This window comes from Rhodoferax sp. RT4P68, from assembly GCF_056521305.1.
Genome location: NZ_JBWMBB010000013.1, coordinates 100247 through 125417, shown reverse-complemented (window position 1 = coordinate 125417; position 25171 = coordinate 100247). Strand labels below are relative to the sequence as shown.

18 protein-coding genes, 2 tRNA genes and 1 riboswitch are annotated in these 25171 nt (G+C 67.3%); of the genes, 14 read left to right on the top strand and 6 right to left on the bottom strand.

What is annotated here, in order from left to right; translation table 11 throughout:
• Positions 1 to 128: 128 nt before the first annotated feature.
• From nrdR to AC099J_RS24475, 3 genes are all read right to left on the bottom strand, one after another.
• Positions 129 to 578, bottom strand: a complete 450-nt coding sequence (gene nrdR, locus AC099J_RS24485) for a transcriptional regulator NrdR (protein ID WP_479617900.1) — start codon at positions 576 to 578, stop codon at positions 129 to 131.
• A gap of 22 nt (positions 579 to 600) precedes the next feature.
• Positions 601 to 1845, bottom strand: a complete 1245-nt coding sequence (glyA, locus tag AC099J_RS24480) for a serine hydroxymethyltransferase (protein ID WP_479617899.1) — start codon at positions 1843 to 1845, stop codon at positions 601 to 603.
• Between the two features lie 34 nt (positions 1846 to 1879).
• Positions 1880 to 2027: riboswitch (ZMP/ZTP riboswitch) on the bottom strand.
• A 29-nt stretch (positions 2028 to 2056) separates the two neighbouring features.
• On the bottom strand, positions 2057 to 2881 hold the full coding sequence (locus tag AC099J_RS24475) for a lytic transglycosylase domain-containing protein (protein ID WP_479618007.1): 825 nt from the start codon (positions 2879 to 2881) through the stop codon (positions 2057 to 2059).
• Between the two features lie 590 nt (positions 2882 to 3471).
• On the opposite strand from AC099J_RS24475, the gene AC099J_RS24470 reads away from it, so the two are divergent.
• Both AC099J_RS24470 and AC099J_RS24465 read left to right on the top strand, forming a co-directional pair.
• Positions 3472 to 7377, top strand: coding sequence for a DUF748 domain-containing protein (locus tag AC099J_RS24470; protein WP_479617898.1), 3906 nt, complete (start codon positions 3472 to 3474; stop codon positions 7375 to 7377).
• Between the two features lie 120 nt (positions 7378 to 7497).
• The gene (locus AC099J_RS24465; RefSeq protein ID WP_479617897.1) at positions 7498 to 10251 is read left to right on the top strand and encodes a DUF349 domain-containing protein; all 2754 of its coding nucleotides are present in this window, start codon (positions 7498 to 7500) and stop codon (positions 10249 to 10251) included.
• 82 nt (positions 10252 to 10333) lie between these two features.
• Here AC099J_RS24465 and efp read toward each other — a convergent pair whose 3' ends face one another.
• The 3 genes from efp to AC099J_RS24450 form a co-directional block, all read right to left on the bottom strand.
• A complete protein-coding gene (gene efp / locus AC099J_RS24460; RefSeq protein WP_479617896.1) occupies positions 10334 to 10888 on the bottom strand; it encodes an elongation factor P in 555 nt (184 codons plus the stop codon).
• Positions 10889 to 10999: 111 nt separating this feature from the next.
• The gene (earP, locus tag AC099J_RS24455) at positions 11000 to 12094 is read right to left on the bottom strand and encodes an elongation factor P maturation arginine rhamnosyltransferase EarP (RefSeq protein ID WP_479617895.1); all 1095 of its coding nucleotides are present in this window, start codon (positions 12092 to 12094) and stop codon (positions 11000 to 11002) included.
• The gene (locus tag AC099J_RS24450; protein WP_479617894.1) at positions 12091 to 12987 is read right to left on the bottom strand and encodes a LysR family transcriptional regulator; all 897 of its coding nucleotides are present in this window, start codon (positions 12985 to 12987) and stop codon (positions 12091 to 12093) included. The genes earP and AC099J_RS24450 overlap by 4 nt, the downstream gene beginning before the upstream one ends.
• Positions 12988 to 13101: 114 nt before the next feature.
• Between AC099J_RS24450 and AC099J_RS24445 the strand changes: the two genes are divergently transcribed.
• The 12 genes from AC099J_RS24445 to AC099J_RS24390 all read left to right on the top strand — a co-directional run bounded on the left by AC099J_RS24445 (position 13102) and on the right by AC099J_RS24390 (position 24865).
• Positions 13102 to 14313 carry a CaiB/BaiF CoA transferase family protein gene (locus AC099J_RS24445; RefSeq protein ID WP_479618006.1) on the top strand — a complete coding sequence of 404 codons (1212 nt, stop codon included), beginning with the start codon at positions 13102 to 13104 and terminating at the stop codon, positions 14311 to 14313.
• Positions 14310 to 15290 (top strand): hydroxymethylglutaryl-CoA lyase, encoded by a 981-nt coding sequence (locus AC099J_RS24440; RefSeq protein WP_479617893.1) that lies wholly within the window; start codon positions 14310 to 14312, stop codon positions 15288 to 15290. Before AC099J_RS24445 ends, AC099J_RS24440 begins: the two co-directional genes overlap by 4 nt.
• 27 nt (positions 15291 to 15317) lie before the next feature.
• The gene (locus AC099J_RS24435; RefSeq protein WP_479617892.1) at positions 15318 to 16292 is read left to right on the top strand and encodes a Bug family tripartite tricarboxylate transporter substrate binding protein; all 975 of its coding nucleotides are present in this window, start codon (positions 15318 to 15320) and stop codon (positions 16290 to 16292) included.
• A gap of 33 nt (positions 16293 to 16325) precedes the next feature.
• The gene (locus AC099J_RS24430) at positions 16326 to 17297 is read left to right on the top strand and encodes a Bug family tripartite tricarboxylate transporter substrate binding protein (RefSeq protein ID WP_479617891.1); all 972 of its coding nucleotides are present in this window, start codon (positions 16326 to 16328) and stop codon (positions 17295 to 17297) included.
• Positions 17298 to 17398: 101 nt separating this feature from the next.
• Positions 17399 to 19516: an excinuclease ABC subunit UvrC gene (gene uvrC, locus AC099J_RS24425; protein ID WP_479617890.1), complete on the top strand. Its 2118-nt coding sequence runs from the start codon at positions 17399 to 17401 to the stop codon at positions 19514 to 19516.
• 50 nt (positions 19517 to 19566) lie between these two features.
• Entirely contained in the window at positions 19567 to 20133 is a 567-nt protein-coding gene (gene pgsA / locus AC099J_RS24420) for a CDP-diacylglycerol--glycerol-3-phosphate 3-phosphatidyltransferase (protein WP_479617889.1), read from the top strand.
• A 55-nt stretch (positions 20134 to 20188) separates the two neighbouring features.
• Positions 20189 to 21049: a DMT family transporter gene (locus tag AC099J_RS24415; protein WP_479618005.1), complete on the top strand. Its 861-nt coding sequence runs from the start codon at positions 20189 to 20191 to the stop codon at positions 21047 to 21049.
• Entirely contained in the window at positions 21046 to 22131 is a 1086-nt protein-coding gene (locus AC099J_RS24410; RefSeq protein ID WP_479617888.1) for a tartrate dehydrogenase, read from the top strand. The genes AC099J_RS24415 and AC099J_RS24410 overlap by 4 nt, the downstream gene beginning before the upstream one ends.
• 271 nt (positions 22132 to 22402) lie before the next feature.
• Positions 22403 to 22675 (top strand): HU family DNA-binding protein, encoded by a 273-nt coding sequence (locus AC099J_RS24405; RefSeq protein ID WP_056672701.1) that lies wholly within the window; start codon positions 22403 to 22405, stop codon positions 22673 to 22675.
• 14 nt (positions 22676 to 22689) lie between these two features.
• Positions 22690 to 22765: transfer RNA gene (locus tag AC099J_RS24400), tRNA-Val, on the top strand.
• A gap of 58 nt (positions 22766 to 22823) precedes the next feature.
• The gene (locus tag AC099J_RS24395; protein WP_479617887.1) at positions 22824 to 24761 is read left to right on the top strand and encodes a SurA N-terminal domain-containing protein; all 1938 of its coding nucleotides are present in this window, start codon (positions 22824 to 22826) and stop codon (positions 24759 to 24761) included.
• 28 nt (positions 24762 to 24789) lie between these two features.
• Positions 24790 to 24865: transfer RNA gene (locus AC099J_RS24390), tRNA-His, on the top strand.
• Positions 24866 to 25171: the final 306 nt, after the last annotated feature.

Below are 25171 nucleotides of genomic sequence, written 5' to 3'. Positions count from 1 at the left end.
CCTCCAGTGGCGTTGATCAACTGGAGACAGTGTATTGATGCACTTAGTTACAAGTTAGTGCAAAGGTCACAAATTAGATGTTATGTATGCACAATGGAGCGAGCGAAATCGAAGCGAGAAATTGCGTGCTATTTTTTGACTTCGTCTACGAGCGTCTTGAATTCGTCAATGTCCGCAAAGCTGCGGTAGACACTGGCGAAGCGCACGTAGGCAACCTTGTCGAGCTTTTTTAGTTCGCGCATCACAAGCTCGCCGATGCGGCTGGACGGAACCTCCCGGACACCCAGGTTCAGCAGCTTTTCTTCAACACGATCGATGGCCTGGTCCATCTGCTCGGTGCTGACCGGGCGTTTGCGCAGCGCCAGCGAAAACGACGACCGCAGCTTAGACGCCGTGAAATCAGTGCGCCGCCCGTCCTTCTTGACGACGGTGGGGAAGCTGACGTCCGGCCGCTCGTACGTAGTGAAGCGCTTGTCGCAGCCGCCACATTGGCGGCGGCGGCGGATGAAGGCGCCGTCCTCGGCGACGCGTGTCTCGACGACCTGCGTCTCCGCATGGCTGCAGAACGGGCACTTCATCGCTCGGTTCGGCGCGTGGCGCTCAGCGGTAGACCGGGAAGCGAGCGGTCAGCTCAGCGACTTTGGCTCGGGCGCTGGCCAGATTGCCCTCGTCGCGGGGGTTGTCCAGTACGTCGGCAATCAGATGGGCCGTCGCACGTGCCTCGTCCAGGCCGAAACCACGGGTGGTCATGGCGGGGGTTCCGATGCGAATCCCGCTGGTGACCATCGGCTTTTCCGGGTCGTTGGGAATCGCGTTCTTGTTGATCGTCATGTGGGCCGATCCCAAAACGGCTTCGGCTTCTTTGCCGGTGATGCCCTTGGCGCGCAGGTCGACCAGCATGACGTGGCTTTCGGTGCGCCCACTGACGATGCGCAGGCCGCGCTCGGTCAGCGTCTCGGCGACGACACGGGCGTTGGCGACCACCTGCTGTTGGTAGACTTTGAATGCTGGCGCCATGGCTTCTTTGAAGGCAACGGCCTTGGCGGCGATCACGTGCATCAGCGGCCCGCCCTGCAAGCCGGGGAAGATGGCGCTGTTGATCGCCTTTTCGTGCTGCGACTTCATCAAGATGATGCCGCCACGCGGGCCGCGCAGGCTCTTGTGCGTGGTGGATGTGACGACGTCGGCGTGCGGCACCGGATTGGGGTAAACGCCCGCAGCCACCAGACCAGCGTAGTGGGCGATGTCGACCATGAAGATCGCCCCGACGTCCTTGGCCACCTTGGCAAAGCGCGCGAAATCGATCTGCAGACTGTAGGCGGACGCACCGGCGATGAGCAGCTTGGGTCGGGTCTCATGGGCGCGGCGCTCCATGGCGTCGTAGTCGATCTCTTCCTGCGCATTCAGACCGTAGCTGACGACGTTGAACCATTTGCCGCTCATGTTCAAGGCCATGCCGTGGGTCAGGTGTCCGCCCTCGGCCAAGCTCATCCCCATGATGGTGTCGCCGGGTTTCAAAAACGCCAGGAATACAGCCTCGTTCGCCGATGCGCCGCAATGTGCCTGGACATTCGCGGCGTCTGCGCCGAACAACTGCTTCACGCGGTCGATGGCCAATTGCTCGGCCACATCCACGTGTTCGCAACCGCCGTAGTAGCGACGGCCCGGGTAGCCTTCGGCGTACTTGTTGGTCAGCTGCGACCCCTGTGCGGCCATGACCGCAGGCGAGGCGTAGTTTTCGCTCGCGATGAGCTCGATATGGTGTTCCTGGCGCGCGTTTTCGGCCTGGATAGCGGCGAACAGTTCGGGGTCGACTTGTTCGATCAGGATATTGCGGTCGTACATGGCAGTCCTCAGCGGTGTGACCTTGTAGGAGAACAAGGGCTGCCCAGGCGAACGGCTGAACGCGAGGATCAGAAATCCTGCGGTACGCTTCCCAGTGGTTGTCGAGGAGCAGAGTGTCCGGCGGGTCCACGTCAGCGCGGTCTGCGAGAGACCGCCGCCTATCGCCAGTTGCGTACAGGCGCTAGTGTAGCCCAGCGCCGCGCGGGGCTCTTCAGTACGTGGACAAGGACACAAGGGTGTCCTCGGCAGTCGAGGGCACGGCCTCGACTGGCGCAAGGACGGGAATGGCAGTCGGCGCTGGCGCCGGCAGCGCTTGGCCCGTGGCGACGCGGAACAGCCGGGCATGCTCGGCCATCACCTTCATCGCGTAACTGTTGCCGGCATCGCTGTTGCCAGCGCCAACGTAGTGCTGCAAGCCGCCGTGCACGGAGCCAGCTCGCGCAATGCATTCCTGCAAGATCTTCACCCCTACGCGCAGGTTCGTGACAGGGTCGAACGCGGCCATGGTGCCACCGAAGTTCTCGTACTTCTCCGTGTGCACGCGCGTCATGACCTGCATCAGGCCCTGAGCACCCACCGTGCTCTGGGCGAACGGATTGAAGCCTGACTCGATCGCCATGATCGCAAGGATCAGGGTGGGGTCGAGCTTGGTGGCGCGACCCACTTCGTACGCTTCGGAGACCAGAGCGCTCAGCGGCTCCGGCGCGACGCGGTACTTCTTGCTCAACCAGAACGCCACAGCAGCTTGCTGCTTGGGCAGATTGGCTGGATTGGCGGCCGTCGCGCGGTCGACCGCACCGAGTTCCACCGGCTCCCAGACTGGTTCGGCCACGACGGTGTTACGCTGCTTCAGCCAGCCCATCAGTTCCAGTTCGGCCGACTGGCGCAGCTCTGGCTTGGCCAGCACACTGACGGCACAAACCACGACCACCAAACCCAGCAAGGCAAAACCGTTGTGGGTGATTTCGAAGAATCCTTGTGCAACGTCCGACCCGAAAGTCCGCAATCCGTTGCCGAATTTTCGCAATGATTTCATCGCTTCCCTCATCTCAGAAGGCGACTTGTGGAGCCCTGCGGGGGCGCCATCGTCGTCCTGTCGATTGGACGGGTTGTTTCCGGGAATCGCGGCGTTCCTGATGATGGAAAGCGATTCTTGGCCTCATGGCGCTACGGGAAAACCCCAGGTCTCCGGTTGGAGATGGCGAATTGTAGAAATGGTTCTAATATCGAGTCAAGCATAACGATGCTATCTTTTATATCAATTGGTGTTTTGGAGACGCTGCTTTTTTTGTGTGCGGCAGCGCCCTTGCGTGTCAACACAAACGCTTCAATGACGTGCGGTTCTGCCATTGACACGGTGTCTTTGAAATGCGCCCAGCCGGCAACTAGAGTGAAGGCGCTTGCACATCGCGAGCATTCACCGGTAGGAGCACAACGCAGGCTGTGGCCCGCACGTGTAGCCCCGGTACACCACGAAGGCAATCTCTTGCCTTCACCGTATGGTCGGGACATTGACCTCCCGCCTGCGAAACCGGCGGCAAAAGACGATGAGTCAGCCGCCCAGCCCGGTGTCAGGTTTTGCCTGTCACCGGGCTTTTCATTTGGGCCCCCCATCGCGTAGTCCGAATGGCCCGAAGTACCATCCCGAGCATGCGCGCCGCCTTTCGAAACCGCCTGCCATCGTGGGCCCGCAGGCTGGGTTTGACGCTCCTGGCCCTGGCTTTTCTATGGAGCGCCGCCATGTGGTGGCTGCCGGCCATCCTCAAGCCGCAGATCGAACGCCTCGGTGGCGAGGCGCTGGGGCGCGAGGTGCAGATCGAGAAGATCGACTTTCGACCATGGACGCTGGAACTGACTGTCCACGGCCTCGTCGTGCGTTCGCAGGACGGCAGTACCGAGCAGTTCAGCGTTCACCAGTTGTACGCCAACCTCGCGGTGCAATCGCTGCTGCGGCTGGGACCGGTGATCGACGCACTCAGCATCGATCAGCCTCGCCTTCAGTTGGTACAGATGGCGCCTGGGCGTTATGACGTCGACGACATCCTCGCGCGGCTGTCGACACCGTCGGACAAGCCGCCGGGCGAACCGCTTGCGTTCGCGGTCTACAACGTGTCCCTGTCTGGCGGCCGTGCGGATGTGACCGACCAGGTCGTCGGCAAGACACACACGATCCGCGACCTGAACCTCGGCCTGCCGTTCCTCAGCAACTTCCCCGCCCATCGGGAGATCGAAACCGAACCTCGGCTCGCGTTTGAACTCAATGGCAGCGCCTTCGATTCGGCAGCCCAGAGCACGCCGTTCGTGGCGTCGCGCAAGACGGAGTTGAAGCTGGAGGTCCAGCAACTGGACCTGGCGCCCTATCTCGGCTACCTGCCGGCCGGCCTGCCGGTGTCGTTGGCAGCGGGCGTGGTCGACGCCGACATCCGGGTGCGCTTTCAACAGACACCCAGCGTGTCACTGGTGCTCGACGGGAAGCTGACGCTGCAAGACTTGGCCGTGAAAGATGCAGCGCAGGGCGAACTGCTCGAGGTGGAACGCATCGCGCTGGCCATTGACGACCTGCGGCCGCTGGAGCGTATCGCCCGCTTCGCTTCGCTGGACATCGTGGCCCCGCAGCTTTCCGTGCGGCGTGATGCGCAAGGCCGCGTGAACCTGGCGCCGGCAGAAGGCCACGCGGCTCCCGCCGCCGCCAACAACGCCGTCGCGCCGGCGTCCGCTGCTTCTGCGCCGGCCGGGGAGGTGCAAGCCGCGCCAGCCTGGTCCGTCAGTCTGGCCAAGCTGCAGTTGCAGGATGGCGCGGTGCGTTGGACCGACGAGGCGGCATCGCCGGGTCAGACCGCCAGACTTCAGGCGGACCGACTTGCCCTGCAGCTGGACGATGTGCGGTGGCCATTCGAGCAACCCATGCGCCTGAAGGGCTCGGCGCAGCTGAACGCAGCTGACGGTGGGAGCGCCGCTGGCCAGCCGGCCGACCTGGTGTTTTCGGGCTCGGCGACGGACCGTATTGCCGATGTGCAAATCCGTCTGGACCGCACGCCCTTGGCATGGGCGACCCCCTATCTGGCCGGCATCCTGAAGCCTCGTTTGCAGGGCGAGCTGTCTGCCGAAATGACCGTGAACTGGAACGCCGATGCCGGCGTGGTGATCACCGCCGAACGCCTCACGCTGGCCGGACTGGCGCTGGACGCTGGTGCCCGCGCGCGCGCTGGGGCGCCCCAGCGCGCGCGCGCTGGGGCGCCCGCCGCCGTGCGCCCCCAGGAGACCACCATCCGGTCCGTCGAGCTGCGCAAAGCGCGGGTCGACCTGGCGCGCCAGGCTGTTGCCGCCGAGCTGCTGCGCATCGACCGTCCGCGCATCGACGTGGCCCGCAGCAGCCAGGGGCGCTGGATGTTCGAGGACTGGATGGCGGCCGCCCCGCCTTCTGCGGCCGCCGCGACCGCCGTGCCGAAGCCTGCTGCGCCCGCCTGGACGGTGGCGTTGGCCGGCCTGGAGCTCGACGACGGCGCTGTCTCCTATGCCGACCAGTCCAGCGCGCGCCCGGTGGCACTGGGCGTGACCGCGCTGAAGCTGCGTGTGCGCGACCTGCATTCCGATCTGGACAAGCCCATGCGCGTGCAGCTGACGGCCAACGTCGGCTCGGGTGGGGCCACGCCGGGGCGCGTAGGCTTCACGGGACAGCTCACGCCGAATCCGTTGCTGGCCCAGGGGGAGGTCGACGTCCGGCAGTTTCCGGTGCACGCGCTCGAGCCTTACTTCGGCGATGCGCTGAACCTGCGCCTGACGCGGGCCGATGCCAGCTACCAGGGCACCTTGCGCTATGCAGCTGGCGCCGCCGGGCCGTCTGTCAAACTGGCGGGCGACCTGGGGGTGGAAGACATGCGGGCCGAGCAGGGCGCGGGCAGCAGCCGCGAGCTGCTGACCTGGAATGCCCTGCGCCTGCGTGGCTTGGGGGTCGACCTGGCGCCTGGCACCACCACCGCGGTGGTGGTGCAGCAAACGACCATGACCGATTTCTACGCCCGTGTGATCGTAGATGAGACCGGTCGCATCAACTTGCAGGACCTGACCAAGTCCAGTGCTGCCAGTGCAGGCGCTGCGGCCTCTGTGCCCGCTGCGGCTGCATCTGCATCTGCATCTGCCACTGCGCCGGCACCTGTAGTGCAGGCCGCACAGGCGTCGGCGTCGGCACCGGCGCCTGCATCCGCAGCGGTGGTTGCGGCGCCACCCCCAGCCACTGAAGGACCGGCGCCCAACATCCGTTTCGGTCCGATCGAGCTGCAGAACGGCCGTGTGCTGTTCTCCGACCGCTTCGTCAAGCCCAACTACACCGCCAATCTGACCGAACTGAACGGACGGCTCAGCAGCTTTGCGTCGGCTGCAGCCGATGGTGCCACCCCAGCGCTGGCCGACCTGGAGCTCAAAGGCCGGGCGGAGGGCACGGCGTCGCTGGACATCAGCGGCAAGCTCAACCCGTTGGCCAAGCCACTGGCCCTGGACATCCGCGCGAAGGTGCGTGATCTGGAACTGCCGCCGTTGTCGCCGTACTCAGTCAAGTACGCCGGCCATGGCATCGAGCGCGGCAAGCTCAGCGTCGACCTGCACTACGAGGTGCTGCCCAATGGCCAGCTGACCGCCAACAACACGTTGGTGCTGAACCAGTTGGTCTTCGGCGACCCGGTGCCGGGGGCGCCAGCCAGCCTGCCGGTTCGCCTGGCCACGGCGCTGCTGGCCGACCGCAACGGCGTGATCGATCTGAACCTGCCGATCCAGGGTTCCTTGAACGACCCTCAGTTCAGCATTGGGCCGGTGATCATGAAGATCCTGGGCAACCTCATCATGAAGGCGGTGACGGCACCGTTCAGCCTGCTGGCCAGCGCTTTCGGCGGAGGTGGTGAAGCCCTGGGTCAAATCGATTTCGCAGCCGGCAGCGCGGCGCTGGACACAGCCGCAGAGCAGAAACTCGACAAGGTGGCGACCGCGCTGATCAACCGTCCGGCGCTGAAGCTGTCAGTGGCCGGCAGCGCCAGCCTGCAGATCGAGCGCGAGGGCTACAAGCGCGCACGCCTGCAGCGCATGGTGCAGGCCGAGAAGCGTCGCCAGGTTGTGACCAATCGGGAGACGCCGCCCGGCGTTGTTCCGCCCGGCGCAGGCGGTGTGGCCAACGCTGAGTCGACCACGCCCGGTGCGGCCGCGACGCCGCCGCTGCCTGCACCTGTTGTCGTCAGCGCAGAGGAATTCCCGGCGCTGCTGGCGTCGCTCTACCGGCGTGCAGAACTGGCCGACAAGCCGCGCAACGCGATCGGCATGGCCAAGGACATCCCTGTGACGCAAATGGAACAACTTCTGCTGGCCAACATGACAGTCTCCGAAGACTCGATCCGCAACTTGGCAGTGCAGCGCGGGGTCGCCGTACGCGACTATCTCGCCTCACGACAGGTGCCGCTGGAGCGCCTGTTCCTCGGTGCGCCCAAGGCCGTGACCAGCGATGCCGGCTGGTCGCCGCGGGCCGATCTTGACCTGGCCACGCCCTGATCGGGCCCTGCTTTGCAAATGCGGCGAAAATGCCGGGTCCTCCAGCGCCCGGCGCCCATCGCCGCCGCTCGTCGACGCTGAGCTTGTCCGCCTCCTACTTATCTTCCTAGAACGCCCGTGGTGACCTCGACCCCTTCCAAAACCCAAGACAACCAAACGCTCGACGTGCTGACCGGTGGTGCCTTTTCCGCACCCACCTCGGGCGAGCGGGCGGCCCGTATCCGCGACTGGCTGGCCGGTAACCCCGATGCCGAGCAGATCCAACAGGTGTTCCAAGAACTCAGCGTGCGCGACCGTGGGGCGGCCAAGCCCTTGCGTGAGAAGCTCGACGAGATCAAGCGTGCCCGTGGCCAGGAAGTTCTCGCCGCCGAATGGGCTGCCAAGGCCGAGGCACTGATGGCTTTGGCCCGGTTGAACATTGCCGACGCGATGGCCTGGCAACGCGACGCCGCCAAGGCCGGCGCGCCACTGTCCAAGGAACCGCTGACCTCGCTGAAGACCCGCCTGGCGGATCGTGTGCGAGGCATCGAAGACCTGCAGCACCGTGTGCAGGTGCAGCGCGAGGCCGCTGTTCTGCTGGCCCAGCGCATCGAAGTGCTGTCCACCAAGCCGTGGCAGGACGCGCTGGCCGTGCTGGAAGTCCTCAAGACCGACATCGCGCACTGGCAGGAACAGGCCGACAGCCTGGCGGCCGATGCCAACTGGGCCAGCGTGGACGGCAAATTCCCGCCTTTGCTGGATGCCTCCAAGGCCCAGCTGCTCGTGGTGTGGGAAGCCTTCCAGGCCTCTTTGGAGCAGGCCCGAGCCGCCTCTGAAGATCCGCAGGCCCCGCTTCCCCCGGTGCCGGTGTGGGCGGACGCCCTGCGCCTGGCGCGTGGTGAGACGCTGGAGCCCGTTGCCCCGCCGGCGCCCCGGCCGGCCCGCCCGCCGGTTGATCCGGCCGTGCGCGCCCAGGCGCAGCAGCGCGTGAATGAAGCGCTGCTGAAACTGCAGCAAGAGATGACCGAGGGCCACGGCAAGGCCAGTGCCTCCGCCGCCGCTTCGCTGCGCAACGCGTTGAAGGAAAACGCTCGCTTCCTGGACGACAAGCTGGAAGCCGAAGTGCACGCCGCGCTGGCGTCTGCTGGCGAGCTCGAAGGCTGGCAGCGCTGGCGCGCCGACCAGTTGCGCGAAGAACTGGTCATCAAGGCCGAGGGTTTGCTCAAGCGGCCCGAGGGGCATGCGCTGGGCGGCCGCAAGATGCAGGACACCCTGCGCCAGATGCGCGAGCAATGGAAGCAGACCGACCAGGGCGGGGTGCCCAACCATGGCCTGTGGAAGCGTTTTGACGAAGCCTGCAACGAAGCCCACAAAGTGGTCGAAGCCTGGCTGGACAAGCGCAAGTCCGAGGCCGCCGAGAACAAGGCCCAGCGCCTGGCTATCGTCGAAGAGCTGACGGCCTGGGGTGCAGAGCACGCCGGTTCGACCGACTGGAAGCTGCTGGGCCGTGGCCTGCAGCAGTTCGAGCACCGCTGGCGTGAAGCCGGCTACCCGGGCGAGAAGGTCATCGCCGAGGTGCTGACCCAGTGGAAAGAGGCCCTGAAGGCCGCCGCCGCCCCACTGGAGCAAGCCCAGCAGGCCAGCATCGACCGCCGCCGCGCCTTGATCGAAGAGGCCAAGGAGCTCGGCGCCGCGCCCATGCTGCGCATCGACGCCGTCAAGGCGCTGCAGCAGCGCTGGCAGACCGAGGCGCAGACCATTCCGCTGGAGCGCAAGTTCGAGCAGAAGCTGTGGGACGCCTTCCGAAAGCCGATCGACGAAGCCTTCCAGCGCAAGACCGAGGAGCGCGAGAAAGCCGCAGGTGCCATGAGCCTGGTGGACCGCGCCGTGCTGGATGCCGCGCGCGCGGTCGAGGCTGCCAACGCCAGCGGCGATGCGCAGAAGATCCGCAAGGCGCTGGCCGATCTGGAAGCCGCCACGCGTGGTCAGGCTGCGGCCGTGGCGGCCGAGCGTGCCGCGGGTGGTTCGGCAGCGCCAGCGCAAGCTGCTGCGCCCGCAGAATCTGCAGCGTTTGCAGAGCCCGCAACGGCTTCCGCAGACGGCGATGCACCTGCCGCTGCATCCACCGATGGCGCACCAGCTTCTGCACCGGCAGATGCCGATGCGCCGGCTGCAGATGGCGCCGTCGCCGAGGCACCGGCACCTGCACCCGCGCCTGTTCCCGTGCGCAAGCCGGTGGTGGCACGGCGCGGCGACGACCGCCCCGGCATGCAGAAGGCCGCGCCCGCCCCAGCGCGCGGTGGCCGCTTCGGCGAGCGCGACCGTGGACCTGCGCGACCCGGCGAGAACCGCTTCGAGCCGCACCGTGAAGGCCGCGACAGCCGCGATGGTGGCCGCTTCGGCGACCGCCCGGCCATGGCAGACCGCGGCCCGCGTCTGGGCGATGCCGCCTTCCGCGCCCAGCGCGACGCTGTCGACCACGCGCAAGCGACCCTGCGCAAGCTGGCGGCCCAAGCCCATGGCGAAGTGCTGACGCACCTGCTCGGCGCCTGGGAGAAGCGCGAGGCCGACCAGGTGCCCAGCGCCCAGGAGTTGGGCGGTGGTGTCAATGCCGCCACGCGCGGCCAGTGGGTGCAGAGCATCGCTGCCCCGGCAGTCGACGCGCAGGCAGCGACCGAGGCGCTGCTGCGCCTGGAGATCGCAGCCGAGGCGCCGACGCCGGCAGAGCAGATCAGCGCCCGCCGCATGCTGCAGTTGCAGCTGCTGACGCGTCGCAACGATCCGTCGCCCGCGCAGACCTGGCCGCAGGACACGGCCAAGGTGCTCGCCAGCCCCTACGACGCGGCCACTGCGCGCCGGGTGCAGACCGTGCTGAAGGTGTTGCTCAAGCGTTGAGCGACCACCCAACGCGCCTTGCGGGGCGCGCCCAACAAAAAAGCGCCCTCGGGCGCTTTTTTTGTGGGGCCGGGACCGGCGCTCAGACGCGCTTGCGGTACTCGCCCGTGCGGGTGTCGATTTCGATCTTGTCGCCCTGCGCCACGAACAGCGGCACCGGCACTTCGAAGCCGGTCGCGATCTTGGCGGGCTTGAGCACCTTGCCCGAGGTGTCACCCTTGACAGCGGGTTCGGTCCAGGTGATTTCACGCTCCACGCTGGTCGGCAGCTCGACCGAGATGGCCTTGCCGTCGTAGAACACCACTTCCACCGCCATGCCGTCTTCCAGGTAGTTCAGCGCGTCGCCCATGTTCTCGGCTTCGACTTCGTACTGGTTGTAGTCGCTGTCCATGCACACGTACATGGGGTCGGCGAAGTAGGAATAGGTGCAGTCCTTCTTGTCCAGAACGATCTGTTCCATCTTGTCATCGGCCTTGAACACGACTTCGGTGCCGAAGTTGGCGATCAAGCTCTTGAGCTTCATGCGCACGGTGGCGGAATTGCGGCCGCCGCGGCTGTATTCGGTCTTCAGCACGACCATCGGGTCCTTGCCGTGCATGATCACGTTGCCGGCGCGGATTTCTTGAGCGATCTTCATAGAGGTTCTGTCGGAGGTTGTGAGGCCCGGGGCAGCGAGGCCGCCGGGGCGCAACCCTCAACATGGAGCGGGCTGCGTCAGGAGTTGCGAGAATTCGCAAAGCCCAGCATTTTATCGCCTTTCGCGCACGAACCCGATCAGCTGGGTCGCCAGATCCGGCTGGGCCAGCAGGGTCTTGCGGACGTTGTGCACGGTATCGCGCCAATCGGCCAGCGTCGGATCGTCCAAAGCTGGCAGCTCGCCGGCGGCCAGCCCGTTCCACACGGCGTGGAACCGCCGCAGCGACACGGGCGCCTGCAGCCAGTCCAAGAAGGCCTGCAGTTTGTCTGCATGGGCGCCGTCGTCCTGCGGGTAGATCTGCCAGACGAAGGGGCGGCCGGCCCACAGCGCGCGCACCAGCGAATCCTCGCCGCGCACGAAGTTCAGGTCGCAGGCCCACAGCATCTCGTCGAAGGTTGGCTGCGGGCAGTGCGGCAGAAAGCGGGTGGGCAGCGCAGGCGCCGGCAGCGCGTGCATCGCCACCGCGGCCCGCCCCGGCGTCACCAGCAAATGCACATTGCCACGTTGGCCGAGTCGGCTCAGCAGCGCACCAAGCGCCGGCGGCTCGTAGCAGAACAGCGAAACGGCGAGCGCGTCAGGGCCGACGCCGTGGCGCGTCCGCCAGGCGGCGGCGTCGAAGCGCGAATGGCGCTGCAGAAGGTCGGGCTCGCGCAGCAGCCCGCCCGTCTGCGCCGTGAACCCAGGGTAGAAAAACCAGCGCGTGCGCCCGGCCGCCGGCCCGGCCATCACCGGCGAGGGCAGGGCATGGCAGCGTGCCACATAGTCCTCGGCAGACAGGTATTCCAGGTTGATCCACGCCGGCGCGCGCGCAGCCTGGCCCATGGCCGCCAGCACGGCCGGCGGCGGCTCGCAGCCGAACGCCTCGACCACTACGTCGCCGATGCCGCCGGGCGGCGGCACGTCCCGCCAGGGCAGCACGTCCACGCCCGGCTGGCCATGCGGCGCCATCCAGGCCAGGGCGCTGGCGTCGTCGCACCATAGCCGCACGCCATGGCCGCGGCGCGCCAGGTCGGCCGCCAGCCGCCAGCACACGCCCAGGTCGCCGTGGTTGTCGATCACGCGGCAGAACACGTCCCAGCGCAAGCTCTCGGCCGAGACGCCGTCTGGTGCGGCTGCGCACGCCTGGGGCGGCCGTGCGTCACTCACGATGCGGCCTCGCCACCGCTCTGCAAGTGCGCCACCAGCAGCCGAGCTGCACCGGTCGGCACTTCGTTCGCACGCACGCACAGCATCAGCCGGCGCCGGGCCCAGGGCTCGGTCAGCGCCACCAGCCGGATCGCCAGCCCGCGAAAGATCTGTGCGCTGCGGCGCGGGATCAGGCCCAACCCCAGCCCGGCCGCCACCATCGAGCACAGTGCGTCGTAGCTCGTGACCTGCATGCGCAGGCGCAGCTGCAGGCCGGCGTCGGCCGCCGCGCGCACCAATTGGTTGTGGATGGCGCTGCCCGGGTGCATGCCGACCACGTCGTAGGGCAGGGCCTCGGCCAGCCGGACGGCCTTGCGGCGCGCCAGCGCGTGCGTGGCCGGCACGACCAGCACCAGCTCATCTTCGCGGTAGGGCAGCAGCTGCAGCCGGTCGCCGTAGCCGCCGTCGTTCAGGATGCCGACGTCGGCCGCGTTCTCGGCGACCGACTGCGCAATCGCCGTGCTGATCTGCTCCTGCAGCCGCACCTGCACCTGCGGATGCAGCGCCATGAAGCGCTGCAGTTCGTCCGGGAGGAACTGCGTGATGGCCGAGATGTTGGCGACCACGCGCACCTGCCCACGCACCCCGGCGCCGTAGTCCCGCATTTGGGCGGCGATGCCGTCCAGGTCGTTGAGTACGCCACGCGCCAGGTGCAGCAGCGCATAGGCGGCGGGCGTCGGCATGCTGCCGCGGTTGCTGCGGGCAAACAGTTCCACGCCCAGCTGTTGCTCCAGCTCAGCCAGCCGCCGGCTGGCGGCCGACGGGGCGATGTGTTCGCGCGCGGCGGCGCGGGCGATGGCGTTCTCTTCCATCACGGCAACGAACAGGCGCAGCGAAAGTGGGTCAAGTTTCAAGCCCCCAGTCTGCCATGCCGGATCGCGATGGCAGCGTCGCGCATGGGGGTTATGCGCCTGTGCCGGGCCTGCTGCATGATGCGCCCCGGTCACGACACGGAGACTTGCATGACGATGGAGACAACGACCCGCATGACGCCCATGGCCCTGGCCGGCGTACGCGTGGTGGAGATGGGCCAACTGATCGCCGGCCCCTTTTGTGGCAAGACGCTGGCTGAGTTCGGCGCCGACGTCATCAAGATCGAGGCCCCCGGCGGCGGCGACCCGCTGCGCAATTGGCGCATGCTGCAGGACGGCACGTCGGTCTGGTGGCAGGTGCAGTCACGCAACAAGCGCTCCCTGGCGCTGGACCTGCGCCAGCGCGAAGGCCAGGACATCGCGCGCAAGCTCATTGCCCAGGCCGATGTGCTGATCGAGAACTTCCGCCCCGGCACGCTCGAGGGCTGGGGCATGTCGCCCGACGAACTGCACGCGCTGAACCCCGGCCTGGTGCTGCTGCGCATCTCCGGCTACGGCCAGACCGGCCCCTACCGCGACCTGCCGGGCTTTGGCGTGGTCGGCGAGGCCATGGGCGGCCTGCGCCACCTGACGGGCGAGCCCGGGCGCGTGCCGGTGCGCTGCGGCATCTCGATCGGCGACACCCTGGCCGCGCTGCACGGCGCCATCGGCGTGCTGACGGCCCTCTACCACCGCAAGGTCAACGGCGGGCAGGGCCAGGTCATCGACGTGGCGCTGCACGAGGCGGTCTTCAACTGCATGGAAAGCCTGATCCCCGAGTACAGCGCCTTCGGTGCCGTGCGCGAGGCGGCGGGCAGCGCCTTGCCCGGCATTGCCCCCAGCAACGCCTACGCCTGCAGCGACGGGTGGGTGCTGGTGGCTGGCAATGGCGACAGCATCTTCAAACGCCTGATGGCCGCCATCGGCCGCGACGACCTGGCCAATGCGCCGGACCTGGCTGTCAATGCCGGCCGTGTGGCCCGCGTGGCCGAGATCGACGCCGCCATCGCCGCCTGGGCTGCCCCGCGCACCGTGCAACAGGTGCAGGACGCCCTGGGCACTGCCCGCGTGCCGGCCGGCAAGGTCTACACGGCGCGCGACATTGCGCAAGACCCGCACTACCGCGCCCGCGACATGCTGCTCCAGCAGACCACGCGCGACGGCCACCAGCTGCAAGTGCCCGGCATCGTGCCCAAGCTCTCGGCCACGCCCGGCAGCGTGCGCAGCAGCGCACCGCGCCTGGGGGACGACACCGATGCCGTGCTCGCAGAAGCCGGCCTGAATCCCCAACAGATCGCGCTGTTGCGCGCCAAAGGAGTGATCGCATGAGTGCAGACGACATCTGGCAAGGCGCCGGCCGCCGCATCCACATGCAGGAGGTCGGCATGCGCGACGGCTTGCAGATGGAGCAGGCGTTCGTGCCGACCGAGGACAAGATCGCGCTGGTCAATGCGCTGTCGGCCGCCGGCCTGGCCAAGATCGAGGTCACCTCCTTCGTCTCGCCCAGTGCCATCCCGGCGCTGCGTGACGCCGAGATCGTGATGCGTGAGATTGCGCGCACGCCGGGCGTCGTCTACACCGCGCTCGTGCCCAACGTGCGCGGGGCCGAGCGCGCCATCGAGGCCCGCACCGACGAGCTGAACCTGGTCATGTCGGCCAGCGCCACGCACAACCTGGCCAACCTGCGCATGACGCAGGAACAGTCGTTTGCCGGCCTGGCCCAGGTCATCTCCACGGCGCAGGCGGCCGGGGTGCCGGTCAATGTTTCGCTGTCCTGCGTGTTCGGCTGCCCGATGGAGGGCGATGTGGCGCTGGATGCCGTGTTCGGATGGGTGCAGCGCTTCGCCGATCTGGGCGTGGCCGGCATCACGCTGTGCGACACCACCGGCATGGCATATCCGTCGCAGGTGCTGCCGCTGGCGGCGGCCGCGCGGGCACGCTGGCCGGGCATGCTGTTCACGCTGCACTTCCACAACACCAGGGGCATGGGCCTGGCCAACGTGCTGGCCGGCATCGCCGCCGGCGTGGACTGCTACGACACCTCGCTGGGCGGCCTGGGTGGCTGCCCCTATGCGCCCGGCGCGTCAGGCAATGTCTGCAGCGAAGAGATCGTGCACGCGCTCGGACTGATGGGCTATGACACTGGCGTCGACCTGGCGCAGCTGCTGGCCGCCGCTGCGCGCCTGCCGGCGCTGATCGGCCACGAGCTGCCGGGCCAGATCGTCAAGGCCGGCCGCCGGCTGGACCTGCACCCGGTACCCGCCGATTTCGAGGCCACCCGCGCACGGGCGCTGGCGCGGGCCTGAACCTTTCACCATCCAAGGAGACAGCAGATGAAGTTGAACCGCATCGCCCGCCGCACGCTGCTGCTGGGCCTGGCCGCCAGCGCACTGGCCGCGCACGCGCAGGACGCCTATCCCAACAAGCCCATCACGCTCGTCGTGCCGCAGGCCGCAGGCGGCGCCAACGACGCGATTGCCCGCGTGCTGGCACAGCGCCTGTCCGAGCAACTGGGCCAGAGCGTGGTGGTCGACAACCGGCCCGGCGCCGGCGGCACGCTGGCCACGGCCAACGCCGCGCGCGCCAAGCCCGACGGCTACACGCTGCTGGTCACGGCCGACAGCGCGCACGTCATCGGCCCGGCGCTGTACAAGACGCCTGGCTTCGACCCGGTCAAAGACTTCACACCCATCGCGCCGATTGCCACCGCCGGCTACACGCTGGTGGCCAATCCGGCCTTCCCGGCCAACAACGTCGCCGAGCTGGTGGCACTGGCCAAGGCCGCGCCCGGCAAATACACCTATGCCTCGGCCGGCAACGGCACGCTGAACCATTTGATCGGCGAGATGCTGCAGAAGTCCGCCGGCATCCAGTTGCAGCATGTGCCGTACAAGGGCTCGGCGCAGGCCGCAGCGGACGTGGCCGGCGGGCAGGTGCCGCTGTCCGTGCAAAGCCTGCCCTCGGTCATCGGCCTGGTGAAGAGCGGCAAGCTCAAGGTGCTGGGCGTGGTGAACGAGAAGCGCGTTGCCGCGCTGCCGGACGTGCCCACCATTGGCGAGACGCTCAAGGGCTTCGGCCAGGCGCCGTGGTATGCCATGTTTGCACCCGCTGGCACCCCGGCGCCCATCGTCGCGCGGCTGCAAGCGGCCGTGGCGGCCGCGCTGGACCAGAAGGAAACGGTCGACAAGCTGGCGGTGGTGGGCTGCGAGCCGTTCAAGGGCACGGGCGCGCAACTGGCTGCGCTGGTGCAGTCCGACCTACCCAAGTGGGCACGCGTGGTCAAAGAGACCGGCGCCCAGGTCGATTGAGTTTTTTTCATTCATTTCAGGAGACACCGATCCATGCAACTCGCTCGCAGGCATTTCATCGCTCTGGCCGCCGCGGCCGCCACCATCGCCGCGCCGGCCCTGGCGCAGGACTATCCGAACCGGCCCGTCACGCTCGTTGTGCCCACGGCCACTGGCGGCACGACCGACCTGTCGGCCCGCATGCTGGCCCAGGCCCTCGGCCCGGTGCTCGGCCAGTCCATGGTGGTGGACAACAAGGGCGGCGCCAACGGCGCCATCGCGGCCAGCATCGTCAAGCGTGCGGCGGCGGACGGCTACACGCTGCTGCTGCAGTACTCGGGCTACCACGTGATCTCGCCCCACCTCACGAATGTGAAGCAGTGGGAGCAGGGCGACTTCCAACCCGTGGCCAATGTGATCTCGGCGCCGCAGATCATCGTCGTGCGCGACAGCCTGCCGGTCAAGACGCTGCCCGAGCTGATCGCCTACGCCCGCGCCAACCCCGGCAAGCTGAACTACGCCTCGTCGGGCAACGGCTCGTTGCAGCATGTGACCGGCGCCATGCTGGAGCAGCAGGGCGGCATCAAGATGATCCACGTGCCGTACAAGGGCACGGGCCCGGCGCTGCAGGACCTGCTGGGCGGCCAGGTCGACCTGACCTTCGGCACGGCGCCGCCGTTCATGCCGCACATCCAGGCCGGCAAACTGCGCGTGCTGGCCGTCACCGGCAAAGAGCGTTTGCCCAGCCTGCCCGACGCACCGACCACGGCCGAGGCCGGCTACCCCGGCGTGAACGCGACGTCGTGGTTCGCGCTGTTCGCGCCGGCCGGCGTGCCCAAGGCCATCGTCGACAAGCTGGCGACGGATGCGCGCGGCGTGGTCGAGAGTGCGGCGTTCCGCAAGAAGGCGCAGGAGCAGGGCGCTACGGCCGACTACCAGGGGCCGGCGGCGCTGGGCGAGCGGGTCAAGGCTGACCTTGCGAACTGGGCCACGGTGGTCAAGAGCGCGAAGATCGAGGCGGAATAAGAGGCGAGCCGGTCGGCCCACGGGCGCCGGTCAGCTGCTTGACGCCGGGGTGCCGCAGACGCCCCGGCCGGCCCCGGGCGTGAGGTCGCCACAATAGGCCGATGTCCCGTGCGCATTCCGACGAACTCCTGGCCCAGGTGGCAGCGCTGCCTGCGCTGCCGGGCGTCTACCGCTATTTCGACGCCGCTGGCGTGCTCTTGTATGTGGGCAAGGCGCGCGACCTCAAGAAGCGTGTCTCCAGCTACTTCCAGAAGACCCATGGCGGCACGCGCATCGGCCACATGGTGGGCAGCATCGCGCGCATGGAGACGACGGTGGTGCGCTCCGAGGCCGAGGCGCTGCTGCTGGAAAACAACCTCATCAAGACGCTCGGGCCCAAGTTCAACATCCTGTTCCGGGACGACAAGAGCTACCCCTATCTGAAGATCACGGCGGCCGGGCCGACCGAGCTGTCGACCTCACGGCAGACCGCACCGTCGGACTTTCCGCGCGTGGCCTACTACCGCGGCGCGGTCGACAAGAAGCACCGCTACTTCGGCCCCTTCCCCAGCGCCTGGGCAGTCAAGGAATCGATCCTGTTGCTGCAAAAGGTGTTTCGCCTGCGCACCTGCGAAGACACGGTGTTCGCCAACCGCACGCGGCCATGCCTGCTCTACCAGATCAAGCGGTGCTCGGCGCCCTGCGTGCACAGCATCGCGCCGGCCGACTACGCGCAGGACGTGCGCAATGCCGAGCGCTTTCTCGATGGCGAAACGCAGGAAGTGCTGCAGGCGTTGGAGCAACGCATGATGGCGCACGCCGAGAAGCTCGAATTCGAGCAGGCGGCCGAGCTGCGCAACCAGATGGGTGCGCTGTCGCGCGTGTTGCACCAGCAGTCGATGGAGACGGGGTCGGACAAAGACGTCGACATCCTGGCCGTCAAGGTGCACGGCGGGCGCGCCTGCGTGAACCTGGCGATGGTGCGTGGCGGCCGGCACCTGGGCGACCGGCCTTACTTTCCCAGCCATGTGGAAGACGCTGTGGCGCTGCAGGCCGCCGAGGTTGAGGGCGCCGCGCAGCCGGTCGAGGTGCAGGTACTCGAAGCGTTCATCGCACAGCACTACATCGACGTGCCCGTGCCGGCAGCGCTCATCACCAGCGAGCCGGTGTCCAAAGAGCTGATGGACGCCCTGTCTTCCCAGGCCGGCCAACGCCGGGCAGCTGTGCACAACCCGCGCGAGCAGCGCCGCCAGTGGCTGGAGATGGCCGAGAAAAACGCCGCGCTGCAGCTGGCCCGGCTGCTGGCCGAAGAGGGCTCGCAGCAGGCGCGCACGCGTGCGCTGGTCGACGCGCTGGACCTGGCGCCAGACGACCTGGACCAGTTCCGCATCGAGTGCTTCGACATCTCGCACACGGCGGGCGAATCGACCCAGGCCTCGTGCGTGGTGTTCCACCACCACAAGATGCAGAGCTCGGAATACCGGCGCTTCAAGATCGAAGGCATCACGCCGGGTGACGACTACGCGGCGATGCGCCAGGTGCTGACGCGGCGCTATGCGAAGTTTGCCCAGGTGCCGCTGGCCGGGGAGTTGGACGGCGCCGGCGGTGCCGGCGACGCGGCCCCCGCCGAGGCCGCAGTCGGCACCGAAGAGGCCGGATCGAACGAGGCGGCCGCTGTGGCAACCGATGCGGCGGCCATGCCGGCGGTCGCCGAAGCGACTGGTGCCAAGCCGGCCGAGGCGCAGCTGCTGCCCGATGCGGTGGCGCCGACGCCCGTGACCGCTACCGCCCGCTTGCCCGACCTGGTGCTGGTCGATGGCGGCAAGGGCCAGGTCAGCATGGCGCGCGAGGTGTTCACCGCGCTGGGGCTGGATCTGGGCCTGATCGTGGGCGTGGAGAAAGGCGAGGGCCGCAAGGTGGGGCTGGAAGAGCTGGTGTTTGCCGATGGCCGCCACAAGGCCACGCTGGCGCGCGATTCGGCCGCGTTGATGCTGGTGGCCCAGATCCGCGACGAGGCGCACCGCTTCGCCATCACCGGCATGCGCGCGGCGCGTGCCAAGGTGCGGGTGGGCGGCAGCAAGATCGAAGAGATCCCCGGCATTGGCCCCAAGCGCCGGGCACGGTTGCTGCAGCGCTTTGGCGGCATCCGGGGCGTGGCGGCGGCCAGCGTGGAGGACATCGCCACCGTCGAAGGCGTCTCACATGAACTGGCGGAACGCATCTACCGCGCGTTGCATTGAAGCCCGGTGCGCCGGCGGGCGGTCAAGTAGCGCATGACACAATCGTCGCCATGTTCTGGACCATCCCCACCATCATGACGTGGACGCGCATCGTGGCGATCCCATTGATCATCGGGGTGTTCTATCTGCCCATGGACCCGGCCACGGCCAACCTGCTGGCCACGGTCATGTTCGTCGTGTTCGCCGCCACCGATTGGCTGGATGGATACCTCGCCCGCAAGCTGAACCAGACCTCGGCCTTCGGCGCGTTCCTCGACCCGGTGGCCGACAAGTTCCTGGTCTGCGCCAGCCTGCTGGTGCTGGTGCACCTGAACCGGGCCGATGTGTTCGTGGCGCTGATCATCATCGGCCGCGAGATTGCCATCTCGGCCCTGCGCGAGTGGATGGCGCAGATCGGCGCTTCGCGCAGCGTGGCCGTGCACATGATCGGCAAGCTCAAGACCGTCATGCAGATGGTGGCCATTCCGTTCCTGCTGTATGACGGCGTCGTGTTCGAGGTCATCGACACCCATCTGTGGGGCGTCTGGCTGATCTGGATTGCCGCCGTGCTGACGGTCTGGTCCATGGTCTATTACCTGCAGAAGGCCATCCCCGAGATCCGGGCACGCGCCAAATGAGCGCCTGCCATCGGAAGGCTTGGACGTGAACCAGCCCAGCGGCTGGGTGCGTGCCATGCCGGTGGTGTTCGTGCTGATCTGGAGCACCGGCTTCATCGTCGCGCGCTACGGCATGCCGCACGCGCCGCCACTCAAATTCCTGGCCATGCGCTTCGCACTGGCCGTGCTGTGCTTTGGGCTTTGGGCGCAATTGGCGCGTGCGGTCTGGCCGCGCGGCGGGCGGCAGTGGGCGCACCTGATGGTGACCGGTGTCTTCATGCACGCGGGCTATCTCGGCGGTGTTTGGGCTGCTGTCAAGCTGGGCATGGGCGCCGGGCTGGCCGCCTTGCTGGTCGGGCTGCAGCCGGTGCTGACTGCTATCTGGATCTCTTCGCGAGGTGGCGAGGTCGCGGCCCGGCAATGGTTGGGGCTGGCCCTGGGCTTCGGCGGGCTGGCGCTGGTGGTGTGGCAGAAGCTGGGCCTGGGCGAAGTCAGCGGCGCGAACCTGGCGCTGGCGCTGCTGGCACTGGTCAGCATGACCATCGGCACGCTCTACCAGAAGCGCTACCTGCAGCCCTGCGCAGTGCCGACCGCCAACTGCGTGCAGAACATCGCGGCTCTGCTGGTGGTGCTGCCGCTGGCGCTCTTGCTGGAGACCGAGGCGATCCAGTTCACCCCTGATTTCATCGGCGCCATGGCCTGGTCGGTGCTGGTCCTCACGCTGGGCGGCAGCTCGCTGCTGTACATCCTGATCCAGCGCGGCGCGGCGACCAAGGTCACCAGCCTCTTGTATCTGGTGCCGCCGACCACGGCCCTCATGGCCTGGGCGCTGTTTGCCGAACCCATCACTGTTTTCACCCTGGCCGGCACGGCGCTGACGGCCTTCGGCGTCGCGCTGGTCGTGCGCGCGCCCACCAACACAAGGAGCACACCATGAGCAAGCAACGCATCGCGGTCATCGCCGGAGACGGCATCGGCAAGGAAACCATGCCCGAGGGCATCCGCGTGATGGAGGCGGCGGCCAGCCGCTTCGGCATGGACCTGCAGTTCGACCACTTCGACTTCTCCAGCTGGGACTACTGCGAGAAGCACGGCAAGATGCTGCCGGACGATTGGAAGGACCAGATCGGTGGCCATGACGCCATCTACTTCGGCGCCGTCGGCTGGCCCGAGAAGATCGCCGACCACGTGTCGCTGTGGGGCTCGCTGCTCCTGTTTCGCCGCGAATTCGACCAGTACATCAACCTGCGCCCGGCGCGGCTGATGCCCGGCATCATCGCGCCCGTGGTGCGGCGCGACGGCAGCGCCCGCGCGCCCGGCGAGATCGACATGTACATCGTGCGCGAGAACACTGAGGGCGAATACTCCAGCATCGGTGGCCGCATGTACGAAGGCACGTCGCGCGAGATCGTCATGCAGGAGACGGTGATGTCGCGCATCGGCGTCGACCGCGTGCTCAAGTTCGCGTTCGAGCTCGCGCAGTCGCGCCCCAAGAAGCACCTGACCAGCGCTACCAAGTCCAACGGCATTGCCATCACCATGCCGTACTGGGACGAGCGCGTGGCCGAGATGGCCAAGGCCTACCCGGGCGTCAAGCTGGACAAGTTCCATATCGACATCCTCACCGCGCACTTCGTGCAGCGGCCCGACTTCTTTGATGTGGTCGTGGCGTCCAACCTGTTCGGCGACATCCTGTCCGATTTGGGGCCGGCCTGCACCGGCACCATCGGCATTGCGCCCAGCGCCAACCTGAACCCGGAGCGCACCACGCCCTCGCTGTTCGAGCCGGTGCACGGGTCGGCGCCGGACATCGCGGGGCAGGGCATCGCCAACCCCATCGGCCAGATCTGGTGCGGCGCGATGATGCTGGAGTTCCTGGGCCGCAAGGACGCACACGATGCCGTGCTCAAGGCCATCGAGACCGTGCTGGCGCCCGGCAGTGGCGCGCCGCGCACGCCGGATATCGGCGGCAAGGCATCCACCAGCGATCTCGGTCGGGCCATCGTCGAGGCCCTTTGACGGCAGTCGGAGGGCTGTCGCGCACGCATCCGTTGGCCTTGCCAAGCCCGGGTCTACGTCAAGCGCCGCCCTCTCGATTGCGTCTAGAATCCGCCTCCGCGCCGCCCGACGGACGAGCCTGCCGCGCCTTTTGGAACAGGCTCCGGCATCTTGCAGATGGCACCGCAACAATACGTTTCCGCCCCCCTCGCCCCTTGCGCGCCGCCTGGCCGCGAGCCGCGGAGACACTCCTTGTCAAGCTGACAGCACACTCCATGCGAGGGACCCTTTCGTGAACAAGACCGAACTCATCGAACACATTGCCAACAACGCCGACATCTCCAAGGCTGCTGCGACGCGCGCGCTGGAGTCCACGATCGAGGCGGTGAAGAAAACCTTGAAAAAAGGCGGGACGGTGTCGTTGGTCGGTTTCGGTACCTTTGCGGTGGGCAAACGTGCGGCGCGGACCGGCCGCAATCCGCGCACTGGCGCTGCGATTAAGATCAAGGCCGCCAAGGTCCCCAAGTTCCGTCCAGGCAAGGCATTGAAAGATGCGTTGAACTGACACCGATGCAGGTGGGGTGCTTAGCTCAGTTGGTAGAGCGGCGCCTTTACACGGCGTAGGTCGGCGGTTCGAGCCCGTCAGCACCCACCACCCCCATCCAGATCAAGGCGAACGACTGTTCGCCTTTTCTTTTTCGCGAGAGCGCCCCATGTTTGATTTCGTCCGCAAGCACACCAAGATCATGATGGGCGTGCTGTTCCTGTTGATCATCCCGTCGTTCGTGCTGTTCGGGTTGGAGGGCTACTCCAATTCCATGAACGAGGGCGGTGGCGTGGTGGCCCGCGTGGCGGGCACCGAGATCAAGCAGGCCGAGTGGGACGCCGCCCACGGCAACGAGGTGCAGCGCATCCTGGCGTCCACGCCCGGCATCGACCCGCGGCTGCTCGACTCGCCGCAGGCCAAATACGCCACGCTGGAAAAGCTGGTGCGTGACCGCGTGCTGGCCGTTGCCGCAGACGACAGCAAGCTGGTGACGACCGATGGCCGCCTGGCCCGCACGTTGCAGGAAGACCCGAACATCGCCGCCCTGCGCAATGCCGATGGCACGCTGGACGTCGAGCGCTACCGCATGTTGGTGGGCGCGCAGGGCATGACGCCCGAGATGTTCGAGGCCAACGTGCGCCGGCAGCTGTCCACGCGCCAAGTGCTGGCGGGTGTGGGCGAGTCGTCGTTCGGTGCGGCTGCGGCGGCCGATGCCACGTTCGACGCGTTCTTCCAGCAACGCGAGATTCGCGTGGCGCGTTTCAACGCCGGCGATTTCGCCGCCGGCCTGGCGCCCACCGACGCCGAGCTGCAGACCTGGTATGAGGGCCACAAGGCGCAATTCACATCGCCCGAGCAGGCCAAGATCGAATACCTGGTGCTGGACCTGGACGCCGTGAAGAAGAACATGGCGATCAACGAGCAGGACCTGAAGACCTACTACGAGCAGAACAGCGCACGCGCGGCCGGCCAGGAAGAGCGCCGCGCCAGCCACATCCTGATCAATGCGGCCAAGACGGCTTCGGCCGAGGAACGCGCGAAGGCCAAGGCCCAGGCCGAGCAACTGCTGGCCGAGGTCCGCAAGGCGCCGGCGAGTTTTGCCGAGGTGGCCCGCAAGAATTCCCAGGACACGGGTTCGGCCGCCAACGGCGGCGACCTGGATTTCTTCGCACGCGGCGCCATGGTCAAGCCGTTCGAAGATGCGGCCTACGCCATGAAGAAGGGCGATATCAGCGACGTTGTGGAATCCGACTTCGGCTACCACATCATCCAGCTGACCGATGTGCGCACGCCCAAGGTGCCCACCTTTGCCGAGATGCGCCCGCAACTCGAGGCCGATCTGCGCACGCAGCAGGCGCAACGCGGCTTCGCCGAAGCGGCCGAGACCTTCACCAACACCGTGTACGAGCAGTCGGACAGCCTGCAGCCGGCAGCAGAGAAGCTCAAGCTGCAGGTCCAGACCGCGACCGTGACGCCGACCCCCGCCCCGGGCGCCACCGGCCCGCTGGCCAACGACCGGCTGCTGACCGCCGTCTTCTCGGCCGATGCCACGCAGAAGAAGCGCAACACCGAGGCCACGGAAACCGGCACGAGCCAGCTGGTGTCGGCGCGCGTCGTCGAGCACATGCCGGCCCGCACGCTGGCCTTCGATGAAGTGCGCGACCGCGTGAAGACGCAGTGGCTGTCACAGCGCGCGGCCGAGCTGGCCAAGAAGCAGGGCGAGGCCAAGCTGGCCGAGTGGAAGGGCCAGGCGACCCCTGCAGGCTTGCCGGCGGCAGTGACGGTGTCGCGTGAGGATGCGCGCCAGATGCCGCGTCAGGTCGTGGACGCTGCCTTGCGTGCCGACCCGGCCGCGCTGCCCGCAACCATGGGTGTCGAGTTGGGTGATGCCGGCTACGCGGTCGTGCGCGTGGAAAAGGTTGCCCCGTCCAAGCCGATGGACGCTGCGATGCAGACCCAGGCCCGCCAGCAATACGCCCAGGCCTGGGGCGCCGCCGAAAGTTTGGCGTACTACAACCTGCTCAAGGAGCGCCTGAAGGTGCGGATCGATGTCGCAGCCCCCGGCCCCATGAGCGATCTTGCGCTGCCGAACGCCACACGCTGATCACCGCGCTATAATCTGCGGCTTCGCGGTGGCTGTAGCTCAGTTGGTAGAGTCCAGGATTGTGATTCCTGTTGTCGTGGGTTCGAGCCCCATCAGCCACCCCAACGTTTTTGAGAGCCCCTGAGTCGGTCACGACCCAGGGGCTTTTTTCTTGGCCGTTCGCGGACGTGCTCGGCCTAGCCGCAGCCGCGCGGCCGATGCGGTGCAGGCCAGCAGGTACGGAAGGCTGATGCGATGGACCGCGCGCAGCCCGTCCGGCAGGCTGGCCAACGCGCTGACGGCCTGCGAGTCGACCGGCCGCACGTAGTCCTGGAAGGGCGCTTCGGTGGCGTCACTGTCGCCTGCATGGCGCGCGATCGGTGTCCGGATGTGCTACGGTCCGGCGTCGTGTCGCTCGATGTTTGAGCGAA

Bases quoted from the DNA above. Each gene is read 5' to 3' on its own strand.
- nrdR (WP_479617900.1), bottom strand. From the start codon at position 578: ATGAAGTGCCCGTTCTGCAGCCATGCGGAGACGCAGGTCGTCGAGACA.
- glyA (WP_479617899.1), bottom strand. From the start codon at position 1,845: ATGTACGACCGCAATATCCTGATCGAACAAGTCGACCCCGAACTGTTC.
- AC099J_RS24475 (WP_479618007.1), bottom strand. From the start codon at position 2,881: ATGAAATCATTGCGAAAATTCGGCAACGGATTGCGGACTTTCGGGTCG.
- AC099J_RS24470 (WP_479617898.1), top strand. From the start codon at position 3,472: ATGGCCCGAAGTACCATCCCGAGCATGCGCGCCGCCTTTCGAAACCGC.
- efp (WP_479617896.1), bottom strand. From the start codon at position 10,888: ATGAAGATCGCTCAAGAAATCCGCGCCGGCAACGTGATCATGCACGGC.
- AC099J_RS24445 (WP_479618006.1), top strand. From the start codon at position 13,102: ATGGAGACAACGACCCGCATGACGCCCATGGCCCTGGCCGGCGTACGC.
- AC099J_RS24440 (WP_479617893.1), top strand. From the start codon at position 14,310: ATGAGTGCAGACGACATCTGGCAAGGCGCCGGCCGCCGCATCCACATG.
- AC099J_RS24435 (WP_479617892.1), top strand. From the start codon at position 15,318: ATGAAGTTGAACCGCATCGCCCGCCGCACGCTGCTGCTGGGCCTGGCC.
- AC099J_RS24430 (WP_479617891.1), top strand. From the start codon at position 16,326: ATGCAACTCGCTCGCAGGCATTTCATCGCTCTGGCCGCCGCGGCCGCC.
- uvrC (WP_479617890.1), top strand. From the start codon at position 17,399: ATGTCCCGTGCGCATTCCGACGAACTCCTGGCCCAGGTGGCAGCGCTG.
- pgsA (WP_479617889.1), top strand. From the start codon at position 19,567: ATGTTCTGGACCATCCCCACCATCATGACGTGGACGCGCATCGTGGCG.
- AC099J_RS24415 (WP_479618005.1), top strand. From the start codon at position 20,189: ATGCCGGTGGTGTTCGTGCTGATCTGGAGCACCGGCTTCATCGTCGCG.
- AC099J_RS24410 (WP_479617888.1), top strand. From the start codon at position 21,046: ATGAGCAAGCAACGCATCGCGGTCATCGCCGGAGACGGCATCGGCAAG.
- AC099J_RS24395 (WP_479617887.1), top strand. From the start codon at position 22,824: ATGTTTGATTTCGTCCGCAAGCACACCAAGATCATGATGGGCGTGCTG.